This is a genomic window from Bacillus cereus group sp. N24 (assembly GCF_016483345.1).
In the GTDB taxonomy this organism is placed as follows: Bacteria; Bacillota; Bacilli; order Bacillales; family Bacillaceae_G; genus Bacillus_A; species Bacillus_A toyonensis.
The window spans coordinates 222,512-247,434 of sequence record NZ_JAEHCA010000001.1; the positions used below are offsets into that span (position 1 = coordinate 222,512).

Here is a 24,923-nt window from a genome sequence, read left to right on the forward strand (position 1 = left end):
AGTTATAAAAAGTACGCACTTTAAAGTGCTATAGGTACTTTAAAGTACTTTTCTACTCCTCTTACAGAGACTATTATGAAATATATTTAACTTATTAAAAATGTATGTACTAATGAATAATATTTTTACTAACAAACTTTTTTACTCAATGGTTGTAATTCAAATTCATCATTTTTTTATTAAGACAAACGAAAAATAAAAAGAACCTAGCCGATACTAGATTCTTTTTTTAATCAAAAAACACTCTTATATTTCTTGTGTCTCGTTACAAAATACTTAGAATAGAACTTCTACTAAAGGCTCATTTTAATTACAGTAAAAGATTGGTAAAACGAATACATTACACCACTAAAAAAAATAGGAGGCAACAAAAATGAGTGAAAAAACAGCAGGCTTTTCACAAGTAAATCATGTTGGAATTACAGTAAGTGATTTAGAAAAATCTATCGTTTTTTACGAAGCATTAACAGGTAAAAAAGTATCAAACATCGATGAAATTGGCGGAAAAAGAATGGCGCAAACTCAAGGACTTGAAGATACTCGTATTAAATATGCTAACCTTCACTTAAACAATTTAAATATCGACATTCTAGAATACGTTGTCCCTAAATCAGATAAAGCCTCTTACTCAAATGATCAAATTAGTGCAATGCATCTTTGTTTTGAAGTAGAAGATATTGATGCCGCTGTAGAACGTCTAAAAGCAATTGGAGTAGAACCAGATGGAGATCCAATTGTCTTTCAAGTAGAAGACGGCTTGAAATCTGGATTTGGTACAGGAGTTGCCTACTTCCGTGATCCAGATGGTACTAACTTAGAGCTAATTGCTCCAAAAGGTCCATTTAGACGTGAATAGTGAAAATAAATTAATACCGAAACAGCCACCTTATCTGAAAGGTAACTGTTTGTTAATAGATTGAATAAAAAAGGACAAACTCTCCAACGTGAGAAGTTTGTCCAAAAAGTTTTTCGTGTCCACTATTTTTACACTAAAACTAACAATCGTGAATTAGAATAATGACTTAATACTTGCTAAAACAGTAAGGACACCTACAATAATAACAAATACGTTGCTCATTTTCCCTTTGTATTTAGCTAGTACCGCTACTTTATTGATTGCATACATCGGTAATAGACATAAGATAGCAGCAACTAATGGACCGCTAAGTGAATCAATAATTCCAAGAATACTTGGATTTGCATAAGCAACATACCAGCATGTTAATACGACAAAAGTAAGGATTATTGTCTTAATTGTTTTTTCTTCTATATCTTTTCCACGTGTTTTACCAAACTTCATAATCACATCACGCATTACCTCATATGCTCCGATGTAGTGGCCAAGGAAAGACTTTGTAATAGCCACAAAAGCAATGATAGGAGCTGCAATAGTAATTACAGGCGAATTAAGCTCATTAGCAAGATATGAAAGGATTGATAAGTTCTGCTCTTTTGCCATTTTAATATCATCTGGAGTCAAACTCAATGTACTGCTCCAGACGAAGAACATAACAACCGCAAATGTCATGATATAACAAACCTTTTGTATTTGCGCACATTTAGCATCAGTGGCTTCGATTCCATACGTAGCTCTCTGTTTCACAACAAATGATGAAATCATAGGTGAATGATTAAATGAGAATACGATGATTGGTAGAATCATTAATATCGTTCCAAAATAGCCTGTTCCTGTTGAAGCAGTAGAAACAGCTGAAAAACTAAGCATTGACGTATTCCACTGTGGAATTAAAGATATTGCGATAAAAAGTAGAGAAGCTATGAAAGGATACACTAGCATACTCATTACCTTTACAGTAATATCTTGACCAAAATTCAGTATAGCGATAAGACCAAGAACTAATACAAGTGATAAAATAGCCCTTGGAGGTTCTGGCATGTGCAATTGATGCACGATAAAACTACTTGCAGTATTTGTAAGCGCAACCGAATACATTAGTACGATTGTATAAATTGAACCGAAATATACGATGTTAAAAATGATACTCGCTTTATTTCCGAAATACTCTCTAATTGTACCTGTGATCCCCTCATCAGCAGAATTAGAAGCGTATATCATTTTAGCAAGTGCCCTATGTGAGTAATACATAACTGGATATGCAAGCAATGTAATTAGTAGTAATGATAATAAACCACCTGAACCTGCATTAATCGGTAAAAAGAGCACCCCTGCTCCAATTGCAGTTCCAAATAGGCTCAATGCCCATGTAGTATCCTGCTTATGCCACTTTTTTGGATCTGCATATTGCTCATTTTTTAGTGCGGTATTTTCAGCTTGAACTTCTATTTTCTTTGCAGTATTCCCGTTCATATAATAACTCCCCCTTGTATCCTATTCTTACGTCTCTCTTTATAGCTAACGAATATCTTCCTTTTTGGGAAAATGAATTCCTTACAAGTTGCCCCACATTGCATGTCCTTCATCATAATGAATCCAAATTGAAACATTCGCTAGTTAGCGTCCTAATATAATTGTTAGCGTTAACAAAAAAGTTTACTCGTAGTATCCGCTCTTTATATAAAGAACCCTTAAGAGAACAATATAGAATAGACTTCATAAATACGTTGCAACATTTCTAATAACAGTGTATTACTTTAGTGGTTTCTCTTTTTTTACTTATAACAGTAATTTCAGCTAAACCGGCCTCTCTTCATTTATGAGGCATTTCTTTCTCAATTCTACACATCACTTTAATAACTTCGGCAACATTTATGGTATTGATTACACAAGCCACTGAAGCACTTTACATACATTTCCGCCTCTAATCACACACCTTTCTTACTAGTAATCGCATTTTTTATATTTTCTCCAGAGATAATAAAATTTCTCTCGACGCCCTCATTATAACGTGTATATTTATAAAATTAATATTTTTATATTTTCAGATTTTTTACCAGGAAAAATTTTCAATATATAATTAATTTCAGCCATAATGCAGTAATTTTTTCCATTATTTTAAGATATACCAGTTATTTAATACATTCCACCTCACACACTAAAACTATTGTAATAAATAATTAATGAATATATTTCCAAAATAGAAAAATAAATTTTCGGGATATATATTATTAATATCGAATTTATATACATTTATTGGAAAAGGATATCTCTTTTCCACCAAAGTTTTCTATAAGAATTGAACTCATTTTTCGGACAATACGTTTTTTAACTTGATGACAATAAGGAAACCCGCTAGCATTTTACAAAAACTACGCTAAGCCGAAAAATATAATAAGCCCCCATATGGAAGGCTTATTTACAAAATAATCATTGGCTATTTTTATTGATTCTCTTCGTCTCTTTTATACTCCAAAATATCACCTGGTTGACAATTCAAAGTCTTACATATCGCTTCTAATGTTGAAAAACGAACCGCTTTTGCTTTCCCGTTTTTCAAAATAGAAAGATTTGCCATCGTGATCCCAACCCTCTCTGAAAGCTCCGTTACGCTCATTTTTCGTTTTGCTAACATCACATCAATATTAATAATGATTGCCATATCCTCCACCTCAGACCGTTAAATCATTTTCTGATTTTATATTAATAGCTTCTTGTAAAAGTCTTTGTAGAACAGCAGCAAAAACGGCAATTACCATAGAGGCGAAAATAATAACCAATCCAATTGGTATAAAACTTGGAGGGTCAACTCTTGCCGCCATAAGATAGTAGAGTGGCATACCTAGCAAGTACAAGGTACTAATAGTGATGGCACTGTATTTAATATTCTTTAAAGCCTTTACCGATAATTCCGAGAACGCTTCGTTCTTATCAATATAGCTTAAAAGTTTAAATGCTTGATACAGAGCAAGGTAAAAAGGTATCGCTGCCGCGTACATATCGATTAAAACGAGAGATTTCATATAAGCAATATTTGGATACAATTCTCCAGCAAAATCCCCAATCTTAGGCACCAAAAATATGCACAATACAAGGACTAGGATTCCTATAAAAATAATAGCTAGCTTTAAAAAGAGTGTCGTAACTTGTTTCATAAAAGCACCTCGCTTATTTAATAACAAAATGATTTTATCACATCATTTATTGTTTAACAATAAATATTAGTTGTTTTTTATTATATTATTATTGTTAATGAAATATCCTTTTCATTTCAACAAAAATAAAAAGCATTTCTCATTACAAAGAAATGCTTTTACTTTAAAATATTAATTTTATAAATCATGTTATTAAATTTCTCCTGAACTCCCTAATTTAATGGTTTTTTTTCACACAAAACAATTGATTTTATCACAACTAAAGATTCCAAAAGAAATTATATTTAATATAATTTTTAAACTCCCCCATTCACTAGCTCGTTTATCGAATTTAATTTTGAAGAAAGCTTGATAAACCATTCTTCATCCCCTGTTAATAATGCAAGGTCTATAAGATAAAGGATTTGTTCCTTGTTTATTGCTTTTGATTCAGGGAGTTTTTTTACGTGTTTACTTAAAAAGGACATTGTTCTACTTATTGTATCTCTGTTGTCACATTTAACAACATTAACCTTAACTACTTCCCCTACATGATCAAATGATTCAATATAACCAAGTATTAATTCACCCTCTACTGATATTCCTCGAACCCAATCTCCTACTTTTAAAACAGGATTATTTGACATCATACTTTTTCACCTTCCTACAAATGATTTTAGTATTAATTTATTAGGATTCGTTCCTCGTTTTTTAGAGACGACAAACAAGATAGACAAAACAACTCAAACTGTAATGTTTTTCATTACATTTAGACATTAAGAACTCCACGGCTATATAGAAATTAAGCCGTTTATCGTTCTTGATTGATTAGATCGACTACTTCTTTCATCGTATAGTTCTTTAAATATTCACCTAGATGTTCTTCAGCACCTAAGAAAATAGTGAAAAGAACTTTTCGCATATTCGAACCTACAATACACTGGTCATTCGATTCTGGACATTTAGGTTGCAAAGCACCTTCTGAGGTTATTTGATAAATATGCCAGAGATTAACTTCACTTAAATCTCGAGCGAAAATAAAACCTCCACCAATTCCCTCTTTTGATTGTATAAACTTATGTTTTTTTAACAAACTTAGCACTTTGCGAATGCGTACTGGATGAACACCTGCACTTTCTGAAATAGCATTGCTTGTTGACATCCGGTCTGGCTGTAGTGCTAAATAAGTTAAACTGTGAATGGCCAAGGTAAAGTCACTGTTCATGGTCTTCCTCCTACGATATAAATTGCTAATCACTTTTCAACTTACTGTAACTATAAATATTACAGATAGGTTTGTCAAACGTTAAGATTTATAAATAATTTTTACTATGAAGAAATACATTCATTTATATTCTATACGAGCTCACCGATGTCTATTAGTTACATTTATCTTTTTGAACTACCTATTATCATTTATGTTTTTTAAGTCTAAAAATAATTTTAAAAATCCCACTGTTTCTTGACTTGTTCTTCTGCCAACTGTTTAATTTTTGTCCAGATTGTATCTTTGCTCACAATAACATTTGTTTGATAATTTCTATTTTTATAATTCACTGTAACGCATACTTCAATCATCTCTTGCTTCCTCCTTTCAAAAAATTTCACTTATTTATATTTAATCCCTGAAAAGTTTTGGATTTAGCTAGAATCTCTAACCTATAACTTCATTTTTTAAATAATCAAACTTAAAAACCCCACTGTTTCTTAACTTGATCTTCTGCCAATTGTTTAATTTTTGTCCAGATCGTATCTTTGCTCACAATAACATTTGTTTGATAGTTTCTATTTTTATAATTCACTGTAACGCATACTTCAATCATCTCTTGCTTCCTCCTTTCAAAAATTCCCTTTAAGAAATATTACTTATTAATTAGCCAATTTTTGCAATTCTATGTTCAGAACTGTTCGAACGCTACGTGGTAAAAATTTACGAATTTCTTCCTCGTTAAAACCAATCTGCAATCTTTTTTCATCCAACATTATTGGGCGGCGCAACATTTGAGGATACTCAATTATTAATTTATAAAATTCATTAAGCGAAAGCGCCTCGATATTTATATTTAATTCCTGAAAAATTTTGGATCTAGTTGAAATAATTTCAGTAGCCCCTTCTTCAGTTAAACGAAGAATTGATTTAAGTTCATCGACTGTAAGAGAGTTTGATACGATATTTTTTTCGGTATAATCAATTTGATTCTCTTCAAGCCATGCTTTTGCTTTTCGGCATGAGCCACAGCTTGCTGTCGTATATAAAATCACCATATTTTATTCACTCCTTTAATGTTCTTTATCAAACGTACAATTATTTTAAATATGGATTATTGAAATGTATTAAAAAAAATTACAGTTTAGAATCAAATTCACGTAATGTTATTTATTCGACAATGTTTAATTTATCTCAACTATCCGTTTCCTTTTAAAATGATGCTTTCATACAATTACTGTATCTACATTTTACAGACGATGACAACTTACTTCTTAAAACTATACTGTAATTTTAAACTTTACAGTTAGATTAATCAACTGTTAAGTCTTGGATTAAATCTATCAACGTAACAAATCGTTTTCTTTTGTGTGAATGTCCCCATAGTTATTATTCTCACCAATTTCAAATGCACTTCAAAGTATATTATACTCATTTCTTTCTTACATGTGCTATTATGGAATATATTTAACATAATAAAAAGTACGCACTTTAAAGTATTATAGGTACTAAAAAGTAACATATAAACTTTCTAGTCATGTTCTGTTTACTCCTCTCTTACATTGGTTATTATGAACGATATTTAGCACAATAAATAGTACGCACTTTAAAGTGTTATAGGCACTAAAAAGAAATAATTTTAGTATTCAAACGTATGTAGGCCCAAAACTGTCATCTAAATTCATCAAAGGAGTTTTTTTATGAAAACATATAATATTCCTGTAGAAGCGACTTTAGAAGTTATTGGTGGAAAGTGGAAAGTTGTTATCCTTTGTCATTTAAAAAAAGGAACAAAAAGAACGAGTGAATTAAAACGTTTAATGCCTGGTATTACACAAAAAATGTTAACACAGCAATTACGTGAACTGGAAGAAGACGATGTAATCCAAAGAAAAGTATATGATCAAGTACCACCGAAAGTAGAGTATTCTTTAACAGATTACGGTTCGTCTTTAGGAGCCATACTCGATTCCCTCTGCGCTTGGGGAGAAGGGCATCTTGAAAAAAACGGGAACACATCCATGCTTATTACAGCTGATGAATAATAAAGTGAAACTTTAATCAGTGGGGGGGGTTCACCCCCCACTGATTATTAGCCTTCACCAATCGGGCTTTTATGGGCAGTGAGACTCCCACCTAACCTCTTTGCTTTCGCTGAATTTTGAGGTGGGGGTCTCACTGCCCTCAAATAGCGGGATACCTATTCCCCTATATATGTAAATTCTATCGAAGACATAAAAAAGGTTGAGACACTACTTGCCTCAACCTTTTTTATGTCTCTTTATAACTTTTTGCGGTAATAACTGTTTCAAATTCAAAGGTTTCTGGTAGATGATCGGCATAAGAGTACTCGAATGTGCGTCCATCCGTTAAGTAGGCCACTTGTTCAACTCTCATTAGGAAATCTTGATTTGTTAAGTTCATAAACTGCTTTTCTCGATCATCTGGTCGAACTCCTTTCACCCTGACAACGGATGTCCCTACTTCAAGACCAAGTTTATTTTGAATGTGTGAGTATATCGATTCCTCTAAAACGGAAGCTTCAACACCTGGGATGACCGAAATCGGCATCCACGTATGCTCCATAATCGTCGGAATGCCGTGGATGATTCGAAGGCGGATGATTTTATAGACGAAATCACCGATTAAAACTCCCAATTTTTCAGCAACAATTTCATCGGCACCGACAATCGTAAACTCGATAATTTTACTTTCTACCTCACTGCCGTAAACAGCTTTCGTACCTGTTAAAGTTTGAATCATTCGTGCCTTTTCCTGTTGACGCCAATCTTGAACCACGGTTCCACTTCCGCGCCTGCGGATGATGTAGCCGTCTCTGACTAACAAATCCAGCGCTTTTTTAATAGTAAGTGCTGAAACGCTAAATTCTTCAGCAAGGACGGGGCTACTCGGGATTTTTTCGTTAATTTTATATTCGCTGTCTAAAATTTGCTGTTTAATTTTTTGGTAAATGCCGAGGTATTTTACTTGTGTTGATCCACTTGCCATTTCCATACCTCCTTTATACTGTATTCCCTCTTCTATTCATTCAAATGTAAAGCCTCAAGTTTGTAAACAGAAGGTGATGGAGCAGCAAATCCGTTTTCCAAGATTTCAATATTCGTTACTGCTTCTTCGTCTTTCACAAGTTTTGGTGCACCATTTACGATTGTTTCATACGCTGCATCATAGAAACGACCGTAATCACCAAGCGGCGTTTTAATTTGTTTTTCAATCCAATCACCGTTTGCGTTACGATATTTAGCAATTCCATAGTACATCGGCGAATCTTCACCAAATCCTGCACTCTCAGGCATAATACCCGCTTTCAGATCATTTTCCTGCTGATCTTCACCGTATTTAATAAATGAACCATTTGTTCCATGAACGATAAAGCGTGGATAATCTTTCGCTACAACATGGTTTGTTTTCAATTTAATTTTCAGCTGATTGCCGTAATGTAGACCAACATCGAAATAATTATCAACCGCACCTTCCACTTCATTATTACGAATATCGTATGTCACCGTATCCGGACGCCCGAATAGTGAAATCATACGGTCCATCGTATGAATACCTAAACTGTAAAATGAACCTTCTTCTTTTAGACCTTCGTGAGTGATTGAACCAGGACGGAAATAATCAATATGTGATTCAACCTCAACAATATCACCGAGGAATCCTTGTTCCACAACTTGCTTCACAGCTAAGAAATCACCATCAAAACGACGGTTTTGATAAGGCATAACTACTACACCTTTCTCTCGTCCTAAAGCTAATAATTCTTTCGCATGTTCAACTGTATCACAAAATGGTTTTTCAACGATAACTGATTTCCCAGCAAGTATAACTTTTTTCGCCAATTCGTAGTGGGTATGCGCTGGCGTACAGATTGTCACTACTTGAATTTCTTCATCATTCAACAATTCGTCCAAATCAGTAGTGAAATAAACACCTTTTTCCGCATATGGAGCCGCTAATTCTTCATTAATTTGGCGTGCAAAAATTGTTTTTACTTTTATATTTTTACGTGTGTTTACATAAGGTAAGTGATAACGGTTAGCTGATTTCCCAAATCCGATAAAGCCCATTGTTAATGTCATGTTCTTCAACTTCCTTGCTCATAAATTTTCGTTTCTACATTTATTATATACCTTCAAAACAAAAAGTATATAGTTTTATACTTAAAGTTATATAACAAATAAAAGACCGAGATAGAAATCATTTTCGATTTTCATCCCGGCTTTTTTATTTTAAGTTATAGACCTGTTAATTTATATATTAATTTTGCACGATGAGATTATTTGATCTTATTTATACATATATGAACGTGTCATAGGAATTGTATCATTTACGCCTTTTGTAAATACAAATTGATGTAAATCAATATTACCTGTGAAGAACGAAGCTGCACATGCATTTAAATATAAGCGCCACATACGAATGAATCGCTCATCTTTCGTTTTGCGAACTTCCTCCAGTACGTTTTCAAAATTTCGGGCCCAATGTTGTAATGTTTTCCCGTAATGTCTGCGTAAGCTTTCCACATCAACAATGAAAAATTGTTCGTTTGTCATGTTCGTGATTAATTCGTTAACAGCAGGAACATATCCGCCAGGGAATATATACTTTTCAATCCAACCATTCGTAGCACCACCATTAGCCGGAGAAGTAATACAATGAAGAAGCGAAATTCCTCCATCGTTTAGCAGTTCATTCACTGTCTCAAAGTATTGCGTAATGTTGTCTTTCCCTACATGTTCAATCATACCTACACTAACAATTTTATCAAATTTACGATTCTTAATATCGCGGTAATCGAGTAAAGATACTTCAACTAAATCCGTAAGTCCCTCTTTTTTAATTCGCTCGGAAGTCTTAGCATATTGTTCCTCACTTAACGTTACCCCCATCGCTTTCACACCGTACTGCTTAGCGGCAGCTGTAATGAGCTCACCCCACCCGCAACCAATATCTAATAGCGTATCACCTTTTTGAAGGTTCAACTTTTTCAAAATATGATTCACTTTATTATGCTGAGCTGTCGTTAAAGAATCTTGCTCATTTTGGAAATACGCACAAGAATACGTCATTGTTTCATCAAGCCATAATTTATAGAAATCGTTCCCAATATCGTAATGGTGAGCTATATCTTCTTTATTTTTTTGTTTTGAAAAATTCCATTTACTTTTGAAATATTGCAACTTACTATCACCTAAAAAGCTATCTTGCCTTTTATAAATAGATTGAATTGCTTTTTCAAGATTCCCCTCAATTTCAAGGTCCCCATTCATATATGCTTCACCGAATGCAATAGAAGGATCCTTAGCTATCTCTTTTTTTGAAAGCGGCTTATGGAATGTTACATGAAATTGAGGTTCCCCTTCGCCATATTGTATTGTTTCTCCATTCCAAAGTGTAATTTGAACTGGATCTGAAAAAAGATTTTTAAGTATTTTTTTATAAAAAAGTTCTTCAACCATATAGACATCTCCTACTAAAAAATTGAACAAAAAACTATACTAGTTAATAAGTCTTTTTGAACATAGCTTAAAACCGTTATGACTTCTTGCTACGAGTGTCATTATAAAACGGTTATATTATGAAGCATAGTACGTACTTTAAAGTGATGAAGGCACTTTTAAGTACCCATGGCTGAAACAGCTCCTCAAAAATTTTACTTTTCATCATAACAACTTTCTAAAGTTTTAAAACGAAAAACACCACCTCGTCATTAGGTGGTGTTTTCAATATTACATATAGAGATTTCACTTAACTTCTGTGTTTTTTCTATCTATGCATCGTTCTCCCCATGCGGTTAATTGATTTAATACATTTTGTAAAGACCACCCATAATCGGTTAGGGAGTACTCCACTCGAGGGGGAATTTCTTTGTAAATTTCACGTGTAATCACACCGTCTTCTTCCAGCTCACGTAGTTGCTGCGTTAACATTCTCACAGAAATTTCAGGAATTAGACGTTGCAACTCACTCGTTCTCTTCGTCCCTTTTGTTAAGTGACATAAAATGACGACCTTCCACTTTCCCCCGATAATTTCTAAAGTTGCTTCTATCGGTATATTATATTGTTTCACGCGGTCTCCTCTCCTTTTTTCTAAATTTCTTCTCTATTGTTGCGTAAAAACAAATATTTTTCTATACGGCACATTTTAGTTCCTACAGCACAAAAAAGTACCTATATTACAAAAAAGTAATTATGCCGCTTAAAAATCCCCCTCTATATACATGACAAAACAAAAAGAAAAAACGAGCGTATTTTCGCTCGTTTTTTCCTTTTTTATTCGGCTGCTGTAATGAGCATAGATGTGTTCCCATTCTTTTCGAGGTGATTTTCTCCCCAGTTACAAAGAGTATCGAGTATAGAATCTAAAGAATGACCGTAATCAGTTAAAGAGTATTCTACTTTTGGTGGCACTTGGTTATACACTTTTCTTTCGATTACACCATCTTCTTCTAGTTCCCGTAATTGTTGTGTTAACATTTTTTGCGTAATACCAGACATTAATTGTTTTAATTCGCACGTTCTCTTTTTGTCTTTCTTTAAATGACAAAGGATAACTACTTTCCACTTCCCACCGATAACCTCTAAAGTCGCCTCTACAGGAATATTGTATGTTTTCATATAAAAATCTCCTTTAATAATTTTATAAGGCAATTAAGCTAAAGATTTAAATATTACTTTTAAGTATCTATAGCACCTTAAAGTACGTACTTTTTATTGTGTTAAACATGTTTCATAATAGCATACGTAAACAGTAGATGAGTAGTACGGCACTAAAAAGTACCTGTATTACTTTTTAGTATCTATATCACTTTAAAGTACGTACTTTTCATTATGTAAAATACATTTCATAATAGCATTTGTAAGAGTTGAGTAAGTCATGCAGTATTAGAAATCACCTTTTAGTGTCCGTACTTTAAAGTGAGTATTTTTATCATGCATTTTGTCAGACGATGAAATGACATGTATTGATTTTCACATCCATTCACAATGATTAATTAATTTTCAAATACATTTTAGGAGGATATCTATAATGAGTAAATTACTAAAAGAAAAAATCGGTTTTGGTACAGCACCACTAGGGAATATGTACCGTAATATCCCAGAAGAAGAAGCAATCGCTACAGTAGATGCTGCTTGGGAGAATGGCGTTCGTTACTTTGATACAGCTCCACTTTATGGTTCTGGTTTAGCGGAAATTCGTCTTGGTGAAGCACTTTCAAAAAGAAATCGTGATGATTACTTTTTAAGCACAAAAGTCGGTCGAACTATTTCAGAAGAACTGGAAGATCCATCTGCACGTGATCTAGGTGAAAAAGGCGGACTCTTCGAATTTGGCCGTAAAAATAAAATGATCAATGACTATAGCGCAGATGCAACTCTTCGTTCTATCGAGCAAAGTTTGAAACGTTTAAAAACTGATCGTTTAGACTTTGTTTTCATTCATGATTTAGCACAAGACTTTTATGGTGATGAGTGGATTTCACAATTTGAAACAGCTCGAACAGGAGCATTCCGTGCACTAACACGTTTACGTGAAGAAGGCGTCATTAAAGGCTGGGGACTTGGGGTAAACAAAGTAGAATCAATTGAGCTTATGCTCGATTTAGAAGAAGCGCAGCCAAATATATCCTTACTAGCTGGTCGTTATTCATTACTAGACCACGAGCGTGCCTTACAACGAGTAATGCCGGCAGCTGTAAAGCATAATATGGATATTGTTGTTGGTGGCCCATATAGCTCAGGTATTCTTGCTGGAGGTGCTCACTTCGAATATCAAAAAGCATCACCAGAAATCATTGCAAAAGTTGAGAAAATCAAAGCTCTTGCATATCGTCACGAAATTAGCATCAAGGCTGCTGCATTACAATTTTCACTAGCAAATCCAGCAGTTGCTGCCGTTGTTCCTGGTGCAAGTAAACCGGAACGAATTGTAGAAGATCAAAACGCCTTAAACACAGTAATTCCAGCAGCATTCTGGGAAGAAATGCGCGAACAAAAACTAGTAGCACCTAATGCACCGCTACCTATCAACGTGAAATAAAATGAAACTTTAATCAGTGGGAGCATCCCCCACTGATTATTTCCCCGCAAATAGCGAGTTAAAAAGGAGCATAATAAATATGGCACATACTACTACATCTATGACAATTTTCGGTTCCCCTGAACAAGTATGGCAATTAATCGGAGGTTTCAACTCCCTTCCAGACTGGTTACCTTATATACCTAGCAGTAAATTAACTGAAGGCGGTCGTGTACGTCACCTAGCTAATCCAGATGGTGATACGATTATAGAACGCTTAGAAGTATTCAATGAGAAAGAACGCTACTACACGTATTCAATCATGAATGCACCATTCCCAGTCACTAATTATCTATCTACAATCCAGGTGAAAGAAGGTACTGAAAGTAACACATCGTTAGTAGAGTGGTCTGGCACTTTCACCCCTGTAGAGGTTAGTGATAAAGAGGCAATAAATCTGTTTCATAGCATCTACAGCGATGGACTGAAAGCATTGCAGCAAGCATTTCTAGATTGAGCTACTAAAAACAATGAAAAGCAAAGCGATATCGCTTTGCTTTTTTATAAAATCCCTTTTAACTTTTCACCAATCAACTTCGCTACATACTCATACCCTTCTGGTCCAAAGTGTAGCCCATCTATTTCATCATTTTCTACAAATGTTTTATAATTCCGTTCTTGAATCATTTCAGCATACAAATTTAGAAAATAGCTTCCTGTTTCTTTCGCCACTTCCTCTACCACGTCTGCATACTGACCGAGCACTTTATTTGTTCTATTATGCTGTCTTTCTTCATCAACTGGTGCAGGACTAATAAGCAGTACTTTACCTGACGAAATATGGTTCACAATCTTCTCTAAATTTTCTTTGTATGCTTGTAATGACCCTTGTGAAAAAGAAACTGCATCATTCGTGCCAAGAAAAACTGTTACGAAATCTGGTTTATGTGATAATACATCTTCTTCAATCCTATTTAACGCATCGAATGTATTATCACCTGGAACACCTGCATTCACCACTTCCCAATTTGAGAATATCCTTTGTAACCTTGGTGTTAATCTAGGTGTACCATCAAAAAATACATCATCAGCTGTAATACTATCACCGAAGCATACTAACGTTTTCATTAGACTTGCTCTCCTTTTACGTATGAAATAACTTTCCTTCTACCGCCTTAATATATCTTTCAGCAGAACGTTCCACTGCCTCATTTGCATTCTCTTTTACTACGCGATGAAAAGCGTTGTATAAACGATTAAACTGTAACGGCTTCACTCGATTCACCATTTCTTCCACTTTTCTCGCTGGTAATGGAATTAAGTTTGGATAGCTGTACATAAAACTTACCCATCGCTCATCCGCTACAACTTGAATAATATCACCTGTTAACAAAATTCCTTTTCCATCATTACCTTCTTCCCAATGTAAGACAGATCCACCTTTAAAATGACCTCCTAAACGATGAATGACCAATCCATCAGCTAATTGTAAAGACTCACCAGACCAATAAATAATACGACTACTCGGGCGCATCACCCACTCTTTATCATCTTCGTGTATATAAATTGGTACATCAAATGTCTCTGCCCATTCTACTTGCGTTGAATAATAATGAGGATGAGACAATGCAATTGCATCTAATCCGCCAAGCTCTTTTATTTTCGCAATTGTCATTTCATCTAAATAAGTAATGCAGTCCCATAGTAATCGATATGATTCTATTTTCACTACAAATGCTGTTTGACCGATCGCAAACCCTGGTTTTGTCGTAATACTATAAAGCCCGTTTTCTTCTTCGATTATTTCATTTTTATATGTATCACTTATTTGCAAGTTTTCTAAAGTCTTCCAAGACTGCCCTTTCGGATTCACATATTGCCTTTCTTCATCACAAATATGACAACTCACCGGTTCCTCTACACTCGCTGCATACTGCACACCACACGTTGTACAAACGAAATTTTTCATCATAATTCCCCCTACCCCTATATTTTTATTAAGCTGATTTTTGTTGATACTGATCTACTTTTTTATTTTCAATTAATAAACTTATATAAGTAAGTAAATAAACAGCTGTAACCGACAATGGAATCACCGTAAATCCTTTTTCTGCAAACAGAATCCCGCAAACTGACGTCACGAATACAGTCCCTACTGACAATAGACCATAACTTTTGCTTTCATAAATCCATACGTACGGGATAAAATGAACACCTATTAACATTGCTACTACAAAAGGTAACCATTCTGGAAATTGAAAATAGGCAAGTAATACAAGCGGAATATTCAATACATTTATCCCACCAATTAATCCTGCCAAAATCCCTAACGGATTTCCTTTCGCAAACATATCAATTTTCAATATAGCAGCTATCATTAAGCCGAAAGGAAACACACATCCCATACCGATTAAATATACCCACACCACTTGTTTTTCAGAAAGAACAAAGCCCGTTATACTCATAACCATCCAAAATAAAACACCAGCTAATATAATCGGTAATCCTCTCTTCGTTTTGATTGCTAAATCCTTTTTCGCTTCTGCAATATTCATCTCACCATCTCCCCAAAAATATTTGTGCTATAAAGTAGTCTCAACCTCGCCCATCCAATAACGCCAAGCTGCTAAATAATCTTCTAAATCTTTCGGGTGGTGTCTTAAACACGTATCTATCCGCAAATATAAACCTATGACCATTTCTTCATATAAATTACGGTCTTCTCTATGAAATACACTTTGTTTCATCACACAATCAATTGCTTCTTTCGTTAAATCTTCCGGAGTTGAACAAAACGCGTAAATTAAATCGTATATAGGATCTCCTAATACTGGTAAAGGATCAATTACTCCATGTAACCTATTCTCTTGAACTATAAAATTATGGAATCCGAAATCGCCATGTAATAAAAATGGCTCATCTATTCCAGCCCCTCTATTCGGACTATTTGCTAACTTAAAAACAAGTCTACATTCTTCATCACTTATGTACGACTTTACATTTTCGTGAGCTTCCATCACAGTTACTGTTAAAAATTCATTCCAAGATTGAACCGTACTGTCCTTCCATCCCCAGCCACTCACCTTTGGAACTTTTTCATACTTATTGATAACGTCCTTTACAAGTTTGCACAGTATACTTCGTTTATGGCCAGATTTGCACGAAGTAGTCCCCTCAAGAAATGAATAAACAATATATCGACTTAACGGATCCTTATATAAAAGCTTTGGAAACGCATCATTCTTTTTATAAAACTGAAGAAAATAAGCTTCTTCACGTATTACATCCGATTCATTCAGTTTTACAACGTATTGTTCATCCAACAAATATATTGTACTTGTCGTTCCCCCGTTCAAACCTTTCATGTTTTTTGGATAATGTAAAATAACCTTCTCTTTAACTAGTTGTGCAGCGATTATTGAAATGTCCATTCCCTCACCCTTACACTCTGAATATTCCCTTAATTCAAAAGGAAACTTTACTATTATTTGACAGACACAAGGGGATTCCTCCCACCCATCTTAATATAACAAATTACACTTTCATTACTTCATCATATAATTCATTCCATTTATGATATTGCGATGCGATTTCTTTATTCCAAATGATCTTCATTTAATCTAGTAAATTCTATTGCACGATCTCTCTCTTGTAATTTACGAGCCAAACTTTCTACACCAAACACTTCTGTAAATGTGTGGCTACCTACTATTAAGTTGATACCTTTAAATTTTGCATGTTGCACTGTATATAATGTTTTTTCTCCTGTTATATACGTATCACAACCTTTTTCTAATGCTCGCTCAATCAAATTTGTATTGTTACCTGCACCAGTTAAAATCGCAATCCGTTTTATTGGTTTATCGTGATTCCTCCAGCTCTTCACTTTCTCTTCCATTCTTTCTTCAAGTTTTTCAACCAAGTTTGAAAATGCAATCGCTTCTTCAAATTCTCCTATTCCAGGTAATTCCTCTTCCTCATACGTAGAGTATTCTAGAATTGTATCTATCCCCATTTCATTAAATAATGACGTACACGTACCAAATTCAATAAAATCTAACGGCAAATGAATCCAAAAATGATTCATTTCATATTGTTTTAATTTCTCAATACAAGCCTCTTCCATGCCAAACAAAAAATTCCAAGGAGCATGATGTGTAACTATCATATCGACTCCATTTTTATACGCTTCCTCAATCGTCTCTAGTGTCAAATTTGTTGTGTAACCGATTTTGTGAAACTCCTCTTTACTTATATGAGTATAACCATATTCATCATCGCCGTATTTATGAAGATGCTCTCCAAATAGCGATTTTATATGTTCGTTAAACTGCGTTATATTCATTTTCATTTCTCCTTTCATTTACTTTTATATTTCATAAATAAGGAAATACTAAATAACAACGTTACATACATATAGGAGGACAATATGAAACCTGAATTTTTAAAAGCTGTACATGATGCGATTGGAAATGTCGAACACATTCATATAGAAGAAAGTGGCGCAGACAGTTTACTTATTCACCACGATGATGCGCAGCAATTAAAACAAGTTGCTGAGACTTTAGAAAATAATAATTTTCGCTCCGCTTTAAGAACAACGGGAAATGCTTCATATATTGAAGTGTTGAATAGATAAGGAGAAGTCCCGGTTATATGCCGGGCTTTTTCTAACCCTCATTAAAAATTTTATAATAAAGCTCTATCTCCGTTTTCATCGAACAATTATTTCTCCAAAATATCCTCTGCATCTTTTCATTTGATGTATGTGTGCTTCCAATATAATAAGTAGCACCCATTTCCTTTAACATATGTAAAGATTGAAGGTGAATTTGTGAACTAATTCCTCTCCCGCGATAATAGGGCATTACTCCAAAATAAAATAACCGTCCTTCACTTTCTGTCCCAGGCTCTATATGCGGTATGGACATACCAATCGGCTCATTTTTATCATAAAAAACAATACAGGACTTTTCCCAACCTTTACCTAACTCAGTTTTCACTGAATAAAAATGCTCATCGATAGTTAAAATTGAAGTTTGATTTCCTGAATTCAACATTCATTGCTTCCAAATGTATTTAAATTCTTTTTCTGATAATGTTTCTTCTATTGAACAATATGTATATTGTTTTTCAAGCGCCTCTACATTGTTTAACCCTCTACACACTTCTATTTTTGCTGCGTGCAAAGAAAAACCTGCATCAAGTAACACTCTCGCACTTGAGCTATAACCATTAAACCTTTTGTTTAATACAATACTCGCTCTTTTTAACTCCCAGTTAAAACAAACCTCTTCAAATCTACATATCTTCTCTGTATAAGTTTGTACATCATAAAGTACATCCTCTTCTATTTCTTCAATTGTGACTGCATTTGGTAAGCCATTTAATACTTTTTTAGAAGAGCCAAATAAATTTTTGATAACTGTAAGATCGTTCTTCACCACTTCGTTTCCCCTACCCCTGGTTCAATACATTCACCTGAAGTTTCATTTATATCTCACCCTCGATTATTAATTGAATATTCTTTATTATCTTACACAAAATACAAAATTTAGTAAATTATTATGTTTTTTATAAACAAAAATCCAGTTATACATACTGCATAACTGGATTTCTCATTATTTAATACCCTTTTTATTTTGCAAAAAAAGCATCCCTTAATTCCCTCTTCAACACTTTCCCTAAAGCATTTTTCGGTAATTCTTCCATAAATACAACTTCTGGTATTTTATAGCTTGCCAATTTTTCTTTACAATGCTGCATAATCTCTTCTTCTGTTAAAGATGTTTGAATGTCTTTTACAATATACGCTGTTGGAACCTCTCCCCAAAAATCATTGGGAACTCCAACTACTGCAACTTCTAAAACACCATTGATTTCATGAATAACATCTTCTACTTGATCTGGATATACGTTGTCACCACCGCGTACGATAACATCTTTATATCTTCCCATAATATGTAGGAATCCATCATCATCTATCATGCCAGCATCACCCATGTTAAACCAATTATCTTTTACTACCTTTTTCGTCGCCATTTCATTATTCCAATATCCTTTAAACATGTACGGGCTTCTTACGTGAATCTCTCCAACTTCATTTGTTGTTAGTTCATCACCTGTTTCTGGATGAACAATTTTCAGCTCTACATGTCTAAGCGTTTTTCCTACAGAGGACATCTTTTCTTTTCCCATCATTGGATGCCATGAAGTTACGACCCAACCTTCTGTACTGCCATAACCTTGCACCATATATATTCCTTTTTCCATATATTTTTGAATGAGTGTTTCTGGCACCTTCGTACCACCACTTTGTGCTACTTTAAAGGTCGAAATGTTGCGCTCTTTTTTCTCTAATTCATCAAGCATGTAACTATAAACAGCTGGGAACGCAAGCATCGTAGTAATTTTCTCTTCTTCAATCTTATCCCAAATAAGAGTAGGATTCGAATCAGCTAAGAAGACCATCGTAACGCCATGATAAATGCAATTTAAAATAGAAAGCACGCCACTCATATGAAACAATGGATGCACGGATAAAAAGCGTTCCCCTGCTGGGATTTCTCTTTGCCCCGCAATCTCAGTAAAATAGTGATGTAAGTTTTTATGACCAATTACACATGCTTTTGCCTGTCCAGTCGTTCCTGAAGTAAATAAGTAAATTGCATCATCATCTTCATGAACGTCTACGGTCGGCTCTGTAATTGGCTGTTCTTGTAATTTTAATTCAAATGAACCAAAGCCTTCTTTTGTCGTTTCAATTACATAAGGAATTTCTTTAACAGCATCAACCTTTAATAAAACTTCACTAAACTCTTCATCAATAACTAGCACTTTTAATTTTGCTTCTTTTACAATAATTCCCAATTCATAAACAGTAAGCTGATGATTTAGCGGAATAAATACCGCTCCAATTTTTAAACTTGCCATCATAATGCTTGGAAACGGGTGATTATTTTTGCATAAGATTCCTATACGATCCCCTCTTTGCACACCGTTATGTAACAAATAATGCGCAAGCTGATTTACTCGTTCATTATACTGCTGAAATGAATATCTTTTCTCTCCGCCTACAAGCGCTTCCAAATTTGGTGATTGCATTGCTCTCTTTTGTAATAATTGTCGCATCGTTCTCAAGTAAAACTCCCCTTTATATATGTTAGGGTTTTTATTTTATCAGATTAACTATTAATTTACTAAAGATTACACTTAGTGAATTTAAAACGAATAAAGTGAAACTTTAATCAGCCCTCACCAATCGGGCTTTTACAGGCAGCCCAAATCTCACCTAACTCCCTCGTATTCGCTTATTTTTGAGGTAGGAGTCCTGCTGTCCACAAATAGCGGGATTTAAAAATAGCCATCTACTTAGCAAGTAAATGGCTATTTCTCCTTATATATTAGAATACTTCTTATTCATCACATATTGCACATACTCAGGCGCACTATTATTAATCTCTTCATCACTTAGCTTATATTCTGCACCATATAAATAAAACGAAGGTATAAACTCCATTCCCGTGTATAAGCTTGTAGCGTGAAATGGTTTCGTCAACTCAGTCATTGTGATCCCGCTATTTTCATAGTCTGTTTCTAATCCACCTATAGAAATAGCTACACCAAACTCTTTTCCCTTCACTTTATCCCCTTTAGATCCGTAAGCAAATCCATATGTTAATACATCGTCAAACCATTTTTTTAATAGTGGTGGTGAGCTGTACCAGTAGAATGGAAATTGAAATATATATCGTTCGTGTTCTACTAATAGCTTTTGTTCCTCTTCAACATTAAACTCCCAATTTGGTGCCGCTTTATATAGTTCATGCACCGTAATTTCATCAGAATGTTTCTCAAGTTCTTCTACCCATCTTTTATTAATTCGAGACTTTTCAATATCAGGATGTGCTACAATTACAAGTGTTTTCATATATTTTCTTCCCCCTTATAAATAATTCAAACGCTTTAGTATTAGTATGAATGAGTCACATATAATTGAAAAGTACGTACTTTCAGGTACTATAGGAACCTTGAGGTACCTTTGGAGGTGTTATATGAATCAAAATGATGACTGCCCAATTGCAACGACACTCGATGTAATCGGCGGAAAATGGAAAGTTTATATTTTATGTGTTTTGATGGATGGAAAAATGCGAACAAATGAAATCAAACGAGAAATTCCAAACCTTACACAAAAGGTTCTTACACAGCAACTTCGGCAACTTGAAGCTGATAGGATTATCCATCGTACCGTATATCAAGAAGTACCACCAAAGGTTGAATACACAATAAGTGAACATGGAAAATCTTTAATGCATATTATGAATGAACTATTTGAATGGGGAAAAGATCATCAGATGAAAAGATTAAATGACTAAAAGAACACTATCAATTTTGTTCAATCTTCTATGTCAAGAATTTTTCTAAAATTTTATAATAGGGTACCGTAACATGTGATTAACCTAAGGTTGAAAAGTCCCCCAAAAATGGTGATTTTGTATTTTTATCGTTTTTTTGGGGTAACTTGTTTTCTTAAGTTAATGGACATGGGACGTACCCACCATCTATCAATCTAAGAAGATTTAATTAGGAAAATGAAATTTTATAAAGTTTCGTATATACTTACTACATTTCCCTTATTAAACGCTCGCTCTATTTTTTCTAATCTCAATTGTACGTAAGCTATAAAGGAGCACCCCTAAACCAAGGATTTTTTCATTATTAGACGCATTAGAACCTAATGTAATAGTAGGTACATTTAAACCCATAAACCTTTCACTCCATTCTATAGGCATATATCCTTGTTTACCGATTGCTAATGTACGTCCTTCTATTGTACGGAGAGTGCTTTGAATAAAATCAAACTCAACTTCTACATCTGACAATTTTGTAGCTTTATCAGTCATCAAAGTACCACGTATCATAGTAAATCCTTGTATCATTTTTTCTTTAAACATACCAATCTGCTTATAATTCGAATCATAAATTACCCAATCATATCCGTCCACTTCAGTATGAAAATATGCTATAATTTCCCCGCTACTTGTTTCTAATCCATAAACATCTTTATTATGTAAAAAAGGTATCACTGAAAAAAGAATATTAGATGAAACTATCTTTGTTCCTGCAATATATCCACCATCAGGATGATATAAACCAAATTGCTTGTTTCGTTTAGGTAATTCTAATACGACAAAAGTATCAACATCCCAAAATGTTACATTACTTTTTATAGTATTCTTTTGTATCAACTTCCCTTTTCTTAACTGCCAAAATGCAATTCCAAAAAAGATAGAAGAAGCGATAACAAAAAAGATAATCTGCCCCCAATTAACATGTCCCCAATCGTCATATACAGCGCATAACGCAAGAATAAAAATACCCGTTCCAATTAACAGTTTAAACTTCCCTTTTCTCTTATAGTAATCAAATAATTCCATTTCTATATTTCCACCCCTTATTTGTGTTCCCTGACTATTAATATATCAAAAATACAGAATGCCCTCTATCCAAAAATATGGGTTCCACTGCCCATGTCATTTGTTACTCTTCATAATTATCAACTTAATAAATTTTATTGCTGTCAATTGAGTTTTCATAAACTTTGTACATAAAGAACAGATAACTTAATGAACATGAAAGCCTTTTACCAACAAACTAAGATGAAATGTTATAATATATGTAAAAATCAAATATTCTTTAAAAATTACGTAAAGTGCTGCTTAAGATTATTAGTATGTTAGAGATTCCAAATAATTATAACGTTACCAGTTCAAATATTAATAGAGGTGAAATCATTGAAGAATCAATATATAGCAACACTTGTCGAAATCGTGTTAAAGCATATACCCAAGGCAGCTGAGAAATCGATGTTATTTGCATTTTACAATGGGGTCGTCACGACGTATAGTTACTTTCATTATGAATCTATGAAAGTATTTGAACATGGCTCAGAAGGACTTCCATCTAATGAAATTATGGACAATATTCAAAGAGTACGTCATACCGGGGAATCGAACTGGACTGCATTTGTTTTAACTGTCAAAACAAATGGTTTATATGAAGTTGATTATTATGACGATTTAAATCCTACTTTAGAGTGCAGTTCTGCACTACTTTTACTTGCATACAGCCATTATCATATTGAACCAACCTCTGATTTTGGTAAATCACAACTACAAAGCGCTATTAAAGCAGAAAGTTTTAAGAAAACGTTAAACTACGCGTGTATGAAAAATGACATAGAAACAGTTAAAGAAAAGTTAGTAAACATTAAATTATCTACATTAAATAAAAAAGGACCTGATAGAAAAACGCCACTTCACATTGCTTGTCTAAATGGCAATATTGAGATTGTTACATTACTAGTAGAAGCAGGAGCAGATTTAAAAATTAAATATCATGGAGAAACACCTTTTGCCCTAGCATGCGGAAAAGGTAACGTAGAAATTATTAAATATTTAATTTCTAAAGGTGAAAATGCAAATGAAATCATGGTCGGAAAAGTCACTCCTCTTCATTTAATTAGTAGTTCTGGTAATCAAGAAATTGTTCAATATATTTTAGAGCGTATTACAAATATAAATGCGGTGACAAACAGGAAACGTTCAGCTCTCCACTACGCAGTGGAGGATAACAATCTTGAAGCAGCAAAGGTTTTAATAGACAACGGTATTGATATGGAATTACTAGAAGAATACAAAAGGGGTGCATTAAGCCTTGCTTGCGGCCGCAATAAACCAGAGATGGCAGCGCTGTTGTTAGAAAATGGAGCTAATATCCATAGTACAGGACAAGAAAAAGTCACACCGTTACATAGTGCATGTGAACGAGGCTTTATTGAAGTAGTTCGAGTGTTACTACAACATCAACCGAACTTGCATGAGAAAGCAACATTATACAGTATGCCAAAGAATGAAAAATTAAAAGAAACCCCCATCGAAACAGCCGAACGCCTTGGATACGATGAGATAGTCGAACTTTTGAGCTCAAAATTATGAGGAAGAATGAAAGTAAAATCAATATTTTTGTATTTTAGAGATAATACCATATCACTATCAAGCTAATTAAAAAGATACTCCTTAAAAGTAAAAAACGCTATTCTCTCTGTAAAATCATAGAAAAGAATAGCGTTTTTCATTTTGAAATCGTTTCATTTTGCTACTTGCTAGCTTCACGTTAAGAGTAGCAAAAAAATTGTCCAACAGGATGCCTATATCATTTAAATAAATAGTGTTATGGATAGTTATATAATTTGTTACTGCGAAGTCTAGCAAGTCATCATTTATACTAAACATGCCAATATTGATTTTGTACGATTGTCCGTTACCTCATAATAAATTTCTAATCCTTTTCGAGTACCTGTTACGATTTTAGCAGCCTTTAGTTTGGATAAATGTTGACTAATTGTACTTTGGGGCATTTGTAAATTCCCATACATTGTTGTTACATTTGTAGCGCCTTTTGCAAGCATTATTTTTACTAAGGATAAACGGACAGGATGTGCCAATACCTTTAATACTTCAGCGATTTCTACATACATTTCTTTTTTTTCTTTCATGTTTCTTTCTCCCCTTTTATATAAATATTAATGATATCCATATATATAATTCGAAAGCATATACGTTTTTGTGTCCGTCATTTTAAAAAAAATATAAAAAAACTTTAGCCCGAAAACAAAG

29 protein-coding genes and 1 pseudogene are annotated in these 24,923 nt (G+C 33.9%); 7 read left to right on the forward strand and 23 right to left on the reverse strand.

Annotated features, from left to right (window positions below):
* The first annotated feature begins 373 nt into the window (after positions 1-373).
* Positions 374-856 carry a VOC family protein gene (locus JDS95_RS01075; protein ID WP_001291675.1) on the forward strand — a complete coding sequence of 161 codons (483 nt, stop codon included), beginning with the start codon at positions 374-376 and terminating at the stop codon, positions 854-856.
* A gap of 153 nt (positions 857-1,009) precedes the next feature.
* On the opposite strand, the gene JDS95_RS01080 is transcribed toward JDS95_RS01075, so the two are convergent.
* The 8 genes from JDS95_RS01080 to spxA all read right to left on the reverse strand — a co-directional run bounded on the left by JDS95_RS01080 (position 1,010) and on the right by spxA (position 6,255).
* Complete coding sequence (locus JDS95_RS01080; RefSeq protein WP_001014166.1) at positions 1,010-2,329, reverse strand: aromatic amino acid transport family protein; 1,320 nt, start codon at positions 2,327-2,329, stop codon at positions 1,010-1,012.
* Positions 2,330-3,299: 970 nt separating this feature from the next.
* Entirely contained in the window at positions 3,300-3,518 is a 219-nt protein-coding gene (locus JDS95_RS01085; protein WP_000974630.1) for a helix-turn-helix domain-containing protein, read from the reverse strand.
* 10 nt (positions 3,519-3,528) lie between these two features.
* Positions 3,529-4,011, reverse strand: a complete 483-nt coding sequence (locus JDS95_RS01090) for a DUF2975 domain-containing protein (protein WP_000815889.1) — start codon at positions 4,009-4,011, stop codon at positions 3,529-3,531.
* A gap of 296 nt (positions 4,012-4,307) precedes the next feature.
* Entirely contained in the window at positions 4,308-4,640 is a 333-nt protein-coding gene (locus JDS95_RS01095; RefSeq protein WP_000987479.1) for an IDEAL domain-containing protein, read from the reverse strand.
* Positions 4,641-4,801: 161 nt separating this feature from the next.
* Positions 4,802-5,215 (reverse strand): Rrf2-family transcriptional regulator SaiR, encoded by a 414-nt coding sequence (saiR, locus tag JDS95_RS01100; protein ID WP_001083461.1) that lies wholly within the window; start codon positions 5,213-5,215, stop codon positions 4,802-4,804.
* Between the two features lie 218 nt (positions 5,216-5,433).
* The gene (locus JDS95_RS01105; RefSeq protein WP_000573526.1) at positions 5,434-5,568 is read right to left on the reverse strand and encodes a BA3454 family stress response protein; all 135 of its coding nucleotides are present in this window, start codon (positions 5,566-5,568) and stop codon (positions 5,434-5,436) included.
* Positions 5,569-5,678: 110 nt separating this feature from the next.
* Complete coding sequence (locus tag JDS95_RS01110) at positions 5,679-5,813, reverse strand: BA3454 family stress response protein (protein ID WP_000573525.1); 135 nt, start codon at positions 5,811-5,813, stop codon at positions 5,679-5,681.
* Between the two features lie 46 nt (positions 5,814-5,859).
* Entirely contained in the window at positions 5,860-6,255 is a 396-nt protein-coding gene (gene spxA / locus JDS95_RS01115) for a transcriptional regulator SpxA (RefSeq protein WP_000236192.1), read from the reverse strand.
* A 642-nt stretch (positions 6,256-6,897) separates the two neighbouring features.
* Here spxA and JDS95_RS01120 point away from each other — a divergent pair.
* Positions 6,898-7,242 carry a winged helix-turn-helix transcriptional regulator gene (locus JDS95_RS01120; protein ID WP_000860824.1) on the forward strand — a complete coding sequence of 115 codons (345 nt, stop codon included), beginning with the start codon at positions 6,898-6,900 and terminating at the stop codon, positions 7,240-7,242.
* 226 nt (positions 7,243-7,468) lie between these two features.
* Here the strand turns inward: JDS95_RS01120 and JDS95_RS01125 are convergent, their stop codons facing one another.
* The 5 genes from JDS95_RS01125 to JDS95_RS01145 all read right to left on the reverse strand — a co-directional run bounded on the left by JDS95_RS01125 (position 7,469) and on the right by JDS95_RS01145 (position 11,840).
* The gene (locus tag JDS95_RS01125) at positions 7,469-8,206 is read right to left on the reverse strand and encodes a GntR family transcriptional regulator (RefSeq protein WP_000146294.1); all 738 of its coding nucleotides are present in this window, start codon (positions 8,204-8,206) and stop codon (positions 7,469-7,471) included.
* A gap of 32 nt (positions 8,207-8,238) precedes the next feature.
* Positions 8,239-9,300: an oxidoreductase gene (locus tag JDS95_RS01130; protein ID WP_000176622.1), complete on the reverse strand. Its 1,062-nt coding sequence runs from the start codon at positions 9,298-9,300 to the stop codon at positions 8,239-8,241.
* A gap of 207 nt (positions 9,301-9,507) precedes the next feature.
* Positions 9,508-10,680: a cyclopropane-fatty-acyl-phospholipid synthase gene (locus JDS95_RS01135; RefSeq protein ID WP_097959807.1), complete on the reverse strand. Its 1,173-nt coding sequence runs from the start codon at positions 10,678-10,680 to the stop codon at positions 9,508-9,510.
* Positions 10,681-10,965: 285 nt separating this feature from the next.
* Positions 10,966-11,292 carry a winged helix-turn-helix transcriptional regulator gene (locus tag JDS95_RS01140; RefSeq protein WP_000816339.1) on the reverse strand — a complete coding sequence of 109 codons (327 nt, stop codon included), beginning with the start codon at positions 11,290-11,292 and terminating at the stop codon, positions 10,966-10,968.
* A 203-nt stretch (positions 11,293-11,495) separates the two neighbouring features.
* Positions 11,496-11,840 carry a winged helix-turn-helix transcriptional regulator gene (locus JDS95_RS01145; protein WP_000860820.1) on the reverse strand — a complete coding sequence of 115 codons (345 nt, stop codon included), beginning with the start codon at positions 11,838-11,840 and terminating at the stop codon, positions 11,496-11,498.
* Between the two features lie 412 nt (positions 11,841-12,252).
* Between JDS95_RS01145 and JDS95_RS01150 the strand changes: the two genes are divergently transcribed.
* On the forward strand, positions 12,253-13,263 hold the full coding sequence (locus JDS95_RS01150; RefSeq protein ID WP_000040539.1) for an aldo/keto reductase: 1,011 nt from the start codon (positions 12,253-12,255) through the stop codon (positions 13,261-13,263).
* A 79-nt stretch (positions 13,264-13,342) separates the two neighbouring features.
* A complete protein-coding gene (locus tag JDS95_RS01155; protein ID WP_000951542.1) occupies positions 13,343-13,759 on the forward strand; it encodes an SRPBCC family protein in 417 nt (138 codons plus the stop codon).
* A gap of 44 nt (positions 13,760-13,803) precedes the next feature.
* On the opposite strand, the gene JDS95_RS01160 is transcribed toward JDS95_RS01155, so the two are convergent.
* From JDS95_RS01160 to JDS95_RS01180, 5 genes are all read right to left on the reverse strand, one after another.
* Positions 13,804-14,370 carry an SGNH/GDSL hydrolase family protein gene (locus tag JDS95_RS01160; protein ID WP_000855187.1) on the reverse strand — a complete coding sequence of 189 codons (567 nt, stop codon included), beginning with the start codon at positions 14,368-14,370 and terminating at the stop codon, positions 13,804-13,806.
* Between the two features lie 16 nt (positions 14,371-14,386).
* Positions 14,387-15,214 carry an MBL fold metallo-hydrolase gene (locus JDS95_RS01165; protein ID WP_002044186.1) on the reverse strand — a complete coding sequence of 276 codons (828 nt, stop codon included), beginning with the start codon at positions 15,212-15,214 and terminating at the stop codon, positions 14,387-14,389.
* A 25-nt stretch (positions 15,215-15,239) separates the two neighbouring features.
* Positions 15,240-15,797, reverse strand: a complete 558-nt coding sequence (locus JDS95_RS01170; RefSeq protein ID WP_001017280.1) for a DUF7010 family protein — start codon at positions 15,795-15,797, stop codon at positions 15,240-15,242.
* 27 nt (positions 15,798-15,824) lie between these two features.
* Complete coding sequence (locus JDS95_RS01175; RefSeq protein ID WP_000355230.1) at positions 15,825-16,673, reverse strand: phosphotransferase; 849 nt, start codon at positions 16,671-16,673, stop codon at positions 15,825-15,827.
* A 164-nt stretch (positions 16,674-16,837) separates the two neighbouring features.
* Positions 16,838-17,587, reverse strand: a complete 750-nt coding sequence (locus tag JDS95_RS01180; RefSeq protein WP_001027987.1) for a Nif3-like dinuclear metal center hexameric protein — start codon at positions 17,585-17,587, stop codon at positions 16,838-16,840.
* Between the two features lie 84 nt (positions 17,588-17,671).
* Here JDS95_RS01180 and JDS95_RS01185 point away from each other — a divergent pair, with 84 nt between their 5' ends.
* Complete coding sequence (locus JDS95_RS01185) at positions 17,672-17,881, forward strand: hypothetical protein (RefSeq protein ID WP_000801649.1); 210 nt, start codon at positions 17,672-17,674, stop codon at positions 17,879-17,881.
* A 31-nt stretch (positions 17,882-17,912) separates the two neighbouring features.
* Here the strand turns inward: JDS95_RS01185 and JDS95_RS01190 are convergent.
* From JDS95_RS01190 to JDS95_RS01200, 3 genes and pseudogenes are all read right to left on the reverse strand, one after another.
* A pseudogene (locus JDS95_RS01190) lies at positions 17,913-18,689 on the reverse strand (GNAT family N-acetyltransferase).
* Between the two features lie 190 nt (positions 18,690-18,879).
* The gene (locus tag JDS95_RS01195; protein ID WP_001259979.1) at positions 18,880-20,382 is read right to left on the reverse strand and encodes a class I adenylate-forming enzyme family protein; all 1,503 of its coding nucleotides are present in this window, start codon (positions 20,380-20,382) and stop codon (positions 18,880-18,882) included.
* A 256-nt stretch (positions 20,383-20,638) separates the two neighbouring features.
* Entirely contained in the window at positions 20,639-21,172 is a 534-nt protein-coding gene (locus tag JDS95_RS01200; protein ID WP_000855235.1) for an NAD(P)H-dependent oxidoreductase, read from the reverse strand.
* Between the two features lie 124 nt (positions 21,173-21,296).
* Between JDS95_RS01200 and JDS95_RS01205 the strand changes: the two genes are divergently transcribed.
* A complete protein-coding gene (locus tag JDS95_RS01205; RefSeq protein WP_001072969.1) occupies positions 21,297-21,620 on the forward strand; it encodes a winged helix-turn-helix transcriptional regulator in 324 nt (107 codons plus the stop codon).
* Between the two features lie 261 nt (positions 21,621-21,881).
* Here the strand turns inward: JDS95_RS01205 and JDS95_RS01210 are convergent, their stop codons facing one another.
* Complete coding sequence (locus JDS95_RS01210) at positions 21,882-22,682, reverse strand: hypothetical protein (RefSeq protein ID WP_000418466.1); 801 nt, start codon at positions 22,680-22,682, stop codon at positions 21,882-21,884.
* A gap of 357 nt (positions 22,683-23,039) precedes the next feature.
* On the opposite strand from JDS95_RS01210, the gene JDS95_RS01215 reads away from it, so the two are divergent.
* On the forward strand, positions 23,040-24,242 hold the full coding sequence (locus JDS95_RS01215) for an ankyrin repeat domain-containing protein (protein WP_000795994.1): 1,203 nt from the start codon (positions 23,040-23,042) through the stop codon (positions 24,240-24,242).
* A gap of 284 nt (positions 24,243-24,526) precedes the next feature.
* Here JDS95_RS01215 and JDS95_RS01220 read toward each other — a convergent pair whose 3' ends face one another.
* Positions 24,527-24,802, reverse strand: coding sequence for an ArsR/SmtB family transcription factor (locus JDS95_RS01220; protein WP_000660069.1), 276 nt, complete (start codon positions 24,800-24,802; stop codon positions 24,527-24,529).
* Positions 24,803-24,923 lie beyond the last annotated feature (121 nt).

Bases quoted from the DNA above. Each gene is read 5' to 3' on its own strand.
- JDS95_RS01075 (WP_001291675.1), top strand. From the start codon at position 374: ATGAGTGAAAAAACAGCAGGCTTTTCACAAGTAAATCATGTTGGAATT.
- JDS95_RS01080 (WP_001014166.1), bottom strand. From the start codon at position 2,329: ATGAACGGGAATACTGCAAAGAAAATAGAAGTTCAAGCTGAAAATACC.
- JDS95_RS01085 (WP_000974630.1), bottom strand. From the start codon at position 3,518: ATGGCAATCATTATTAATATTGATGTGATGTTAGCAAAACGAAAAATG.
- JDS95_RS01090 (WP_000815889.1), bottom strand. From the start codon at position 4,011: ATGAAACAAGTTACGACACTCTTTTTAAAGCTAGCTATTATTTTTATA.
- JDS95_RS01095 (WP_000987479.1), bottom strand. From the start codon at position 4,640: ATGATGTCAAATAATCCTGTTTTAAAAGTAGGAGATTGGGTTCGAGGA.
- saiR (WP_001083461.1), bottom strand. From the start codon at position 5,215: ATGAACAGTGACTTTACCTTGGCCATTCACAGTTTAACTTATTTAGCA.
- JDS95_RS01105 (WP_000573526.1), bottom strand. From the start codon at position 5,568: ATGATTGAAGTATGCGTTACAGTGAATTATAAAAATAGAAATTATCAA.
- JDS95_RS01110 (WP_000573525.1), bottom strand. From the start codon at position 5,813: ATGATTGAAGTATGCGTTACAGTGAATTATAAAAATAGAAACTATCAA.
- spxA (WP_000236192.1), bottom strand. From the start codon at position 6,255: ATGGTGATTTTATATACGACAGCAAGCTGTGGCTCATGCCGAAAAGCA.
- JDS95_RS01120 (WP_000860824.1), top strand. From the start codon at position 6,898: ATGAAAACATATAATATTCCTGTAGAAGCGACTTTAGAAGTTATTGGT.
- JDS95_RS01125 (WP_000146294.1), bottom strand. From the start codon at position 8,206: ATGGCAAGTGGATCAACACAAGTAAAATACCTCGGCATTTACCAAAAA.
- JDS95_RS01130 (WP_000176622.1), bottom strand. From the start codon at position 9,300: ATGACATTAACAATGGGCTTTATCGGATTTGGGAAATCAGCTAACCGT.
- JDS95_RS01135 (WP_097959807.1), bottom strand. From the start codon at position 10,680: ATGGTTGAAGAACTTTTTTATAAAAAAATACTTAAAAATCTTTTTTCA.
- JDS95_RS01145 (WP_000860820.1), bottom strand. From the start codon at position 11,840: ATGAAAACATACAATATTCCTGTAGAGGCGACTTTAGAGGTTATCGGT.
- JDS95_RS01150 (WP_000040539.1), top strand. From the start codon at position 12,253: ATGAGTAAATTACTAAAAGAAAAAATCGGTTTTGGTACAGCACCACTA.
- JDS95_RS01155 (WP_000951542.1), top strand. From the start codon at position 13,343: ATGGCACATACTACTACATCTATGACAATTTTCGGTTCCCCTGAACAA.
- JDS95_RS01160 (WP_000855187.1), bottom strand. From the start codon at position 14,370: ATGAAAACGTTAGTATGCTTCGGTGATAGTATTACAGCTGATGATGTA.
- JDS95_RS01165 (WP_002044186.1), bottom strand. From the start codon at position 15,214: ATGATGAAAAATTTCGTTTGTACAACGTGTGGTGTGCAGTATGCAGCG.
- JDS95_RS01170 (WP_001017280.1), bottom strand. From the start codon at position 15,797: ATGAATATTGCAGAAGCGAAAAAGGATTTAGCAATCAAAACGAAGAGA.
- JDS95_RS01175 (WP_000355230.1), bottom strand. From the start codon at position 16,673: ATGGACATTTCAATAATCGCTGCACAACTAGTTAAAGAGAAGGTTATT.
- JDS95_RS01180 (WP_001027987.1), bottom strand. From the start codon at position 17,587: ATGAATATAACGCAGTTTAACGAACATATAAAATCGCTATTTGGAGAG.
- JDS95_RS01185 (WP_000801649.1), top strand. From the start codon at position 17,672: ATGAAACCTGAATTTTTAAAAGCTGTACATGATGCGATTGGAAATGTC.
- JDS95_RS01200 (WP_000855235.1), bottom strand. From the start codon at position 21,172: ATGAAAACACTTGTAATTGTAGCACATCCTGATATTGAAAAGTCTCGA.
- JDS95_RS01205 (WP_001072969.1), top strand. From the start codon at position 21,297: ATGAATCAAAATGATGACTGCCCAATTGCAACGACACTCGATGTAATC.
- JDS95_RS01210 (WP_000418466.1), bottom strand. From the start codon at position 22,682: ATGGAATTATTTGATTACTATAAGAGAAAAGGGAAGTTTAAACTGTTA.
- JDS95_RS01220 (WP_000660069.1), bottom strand. From the start codon at position 24,802: ATGAAAGAAAAAAAAGAAATGTATGTAGAAATCGCTGAAGTATTAAAG.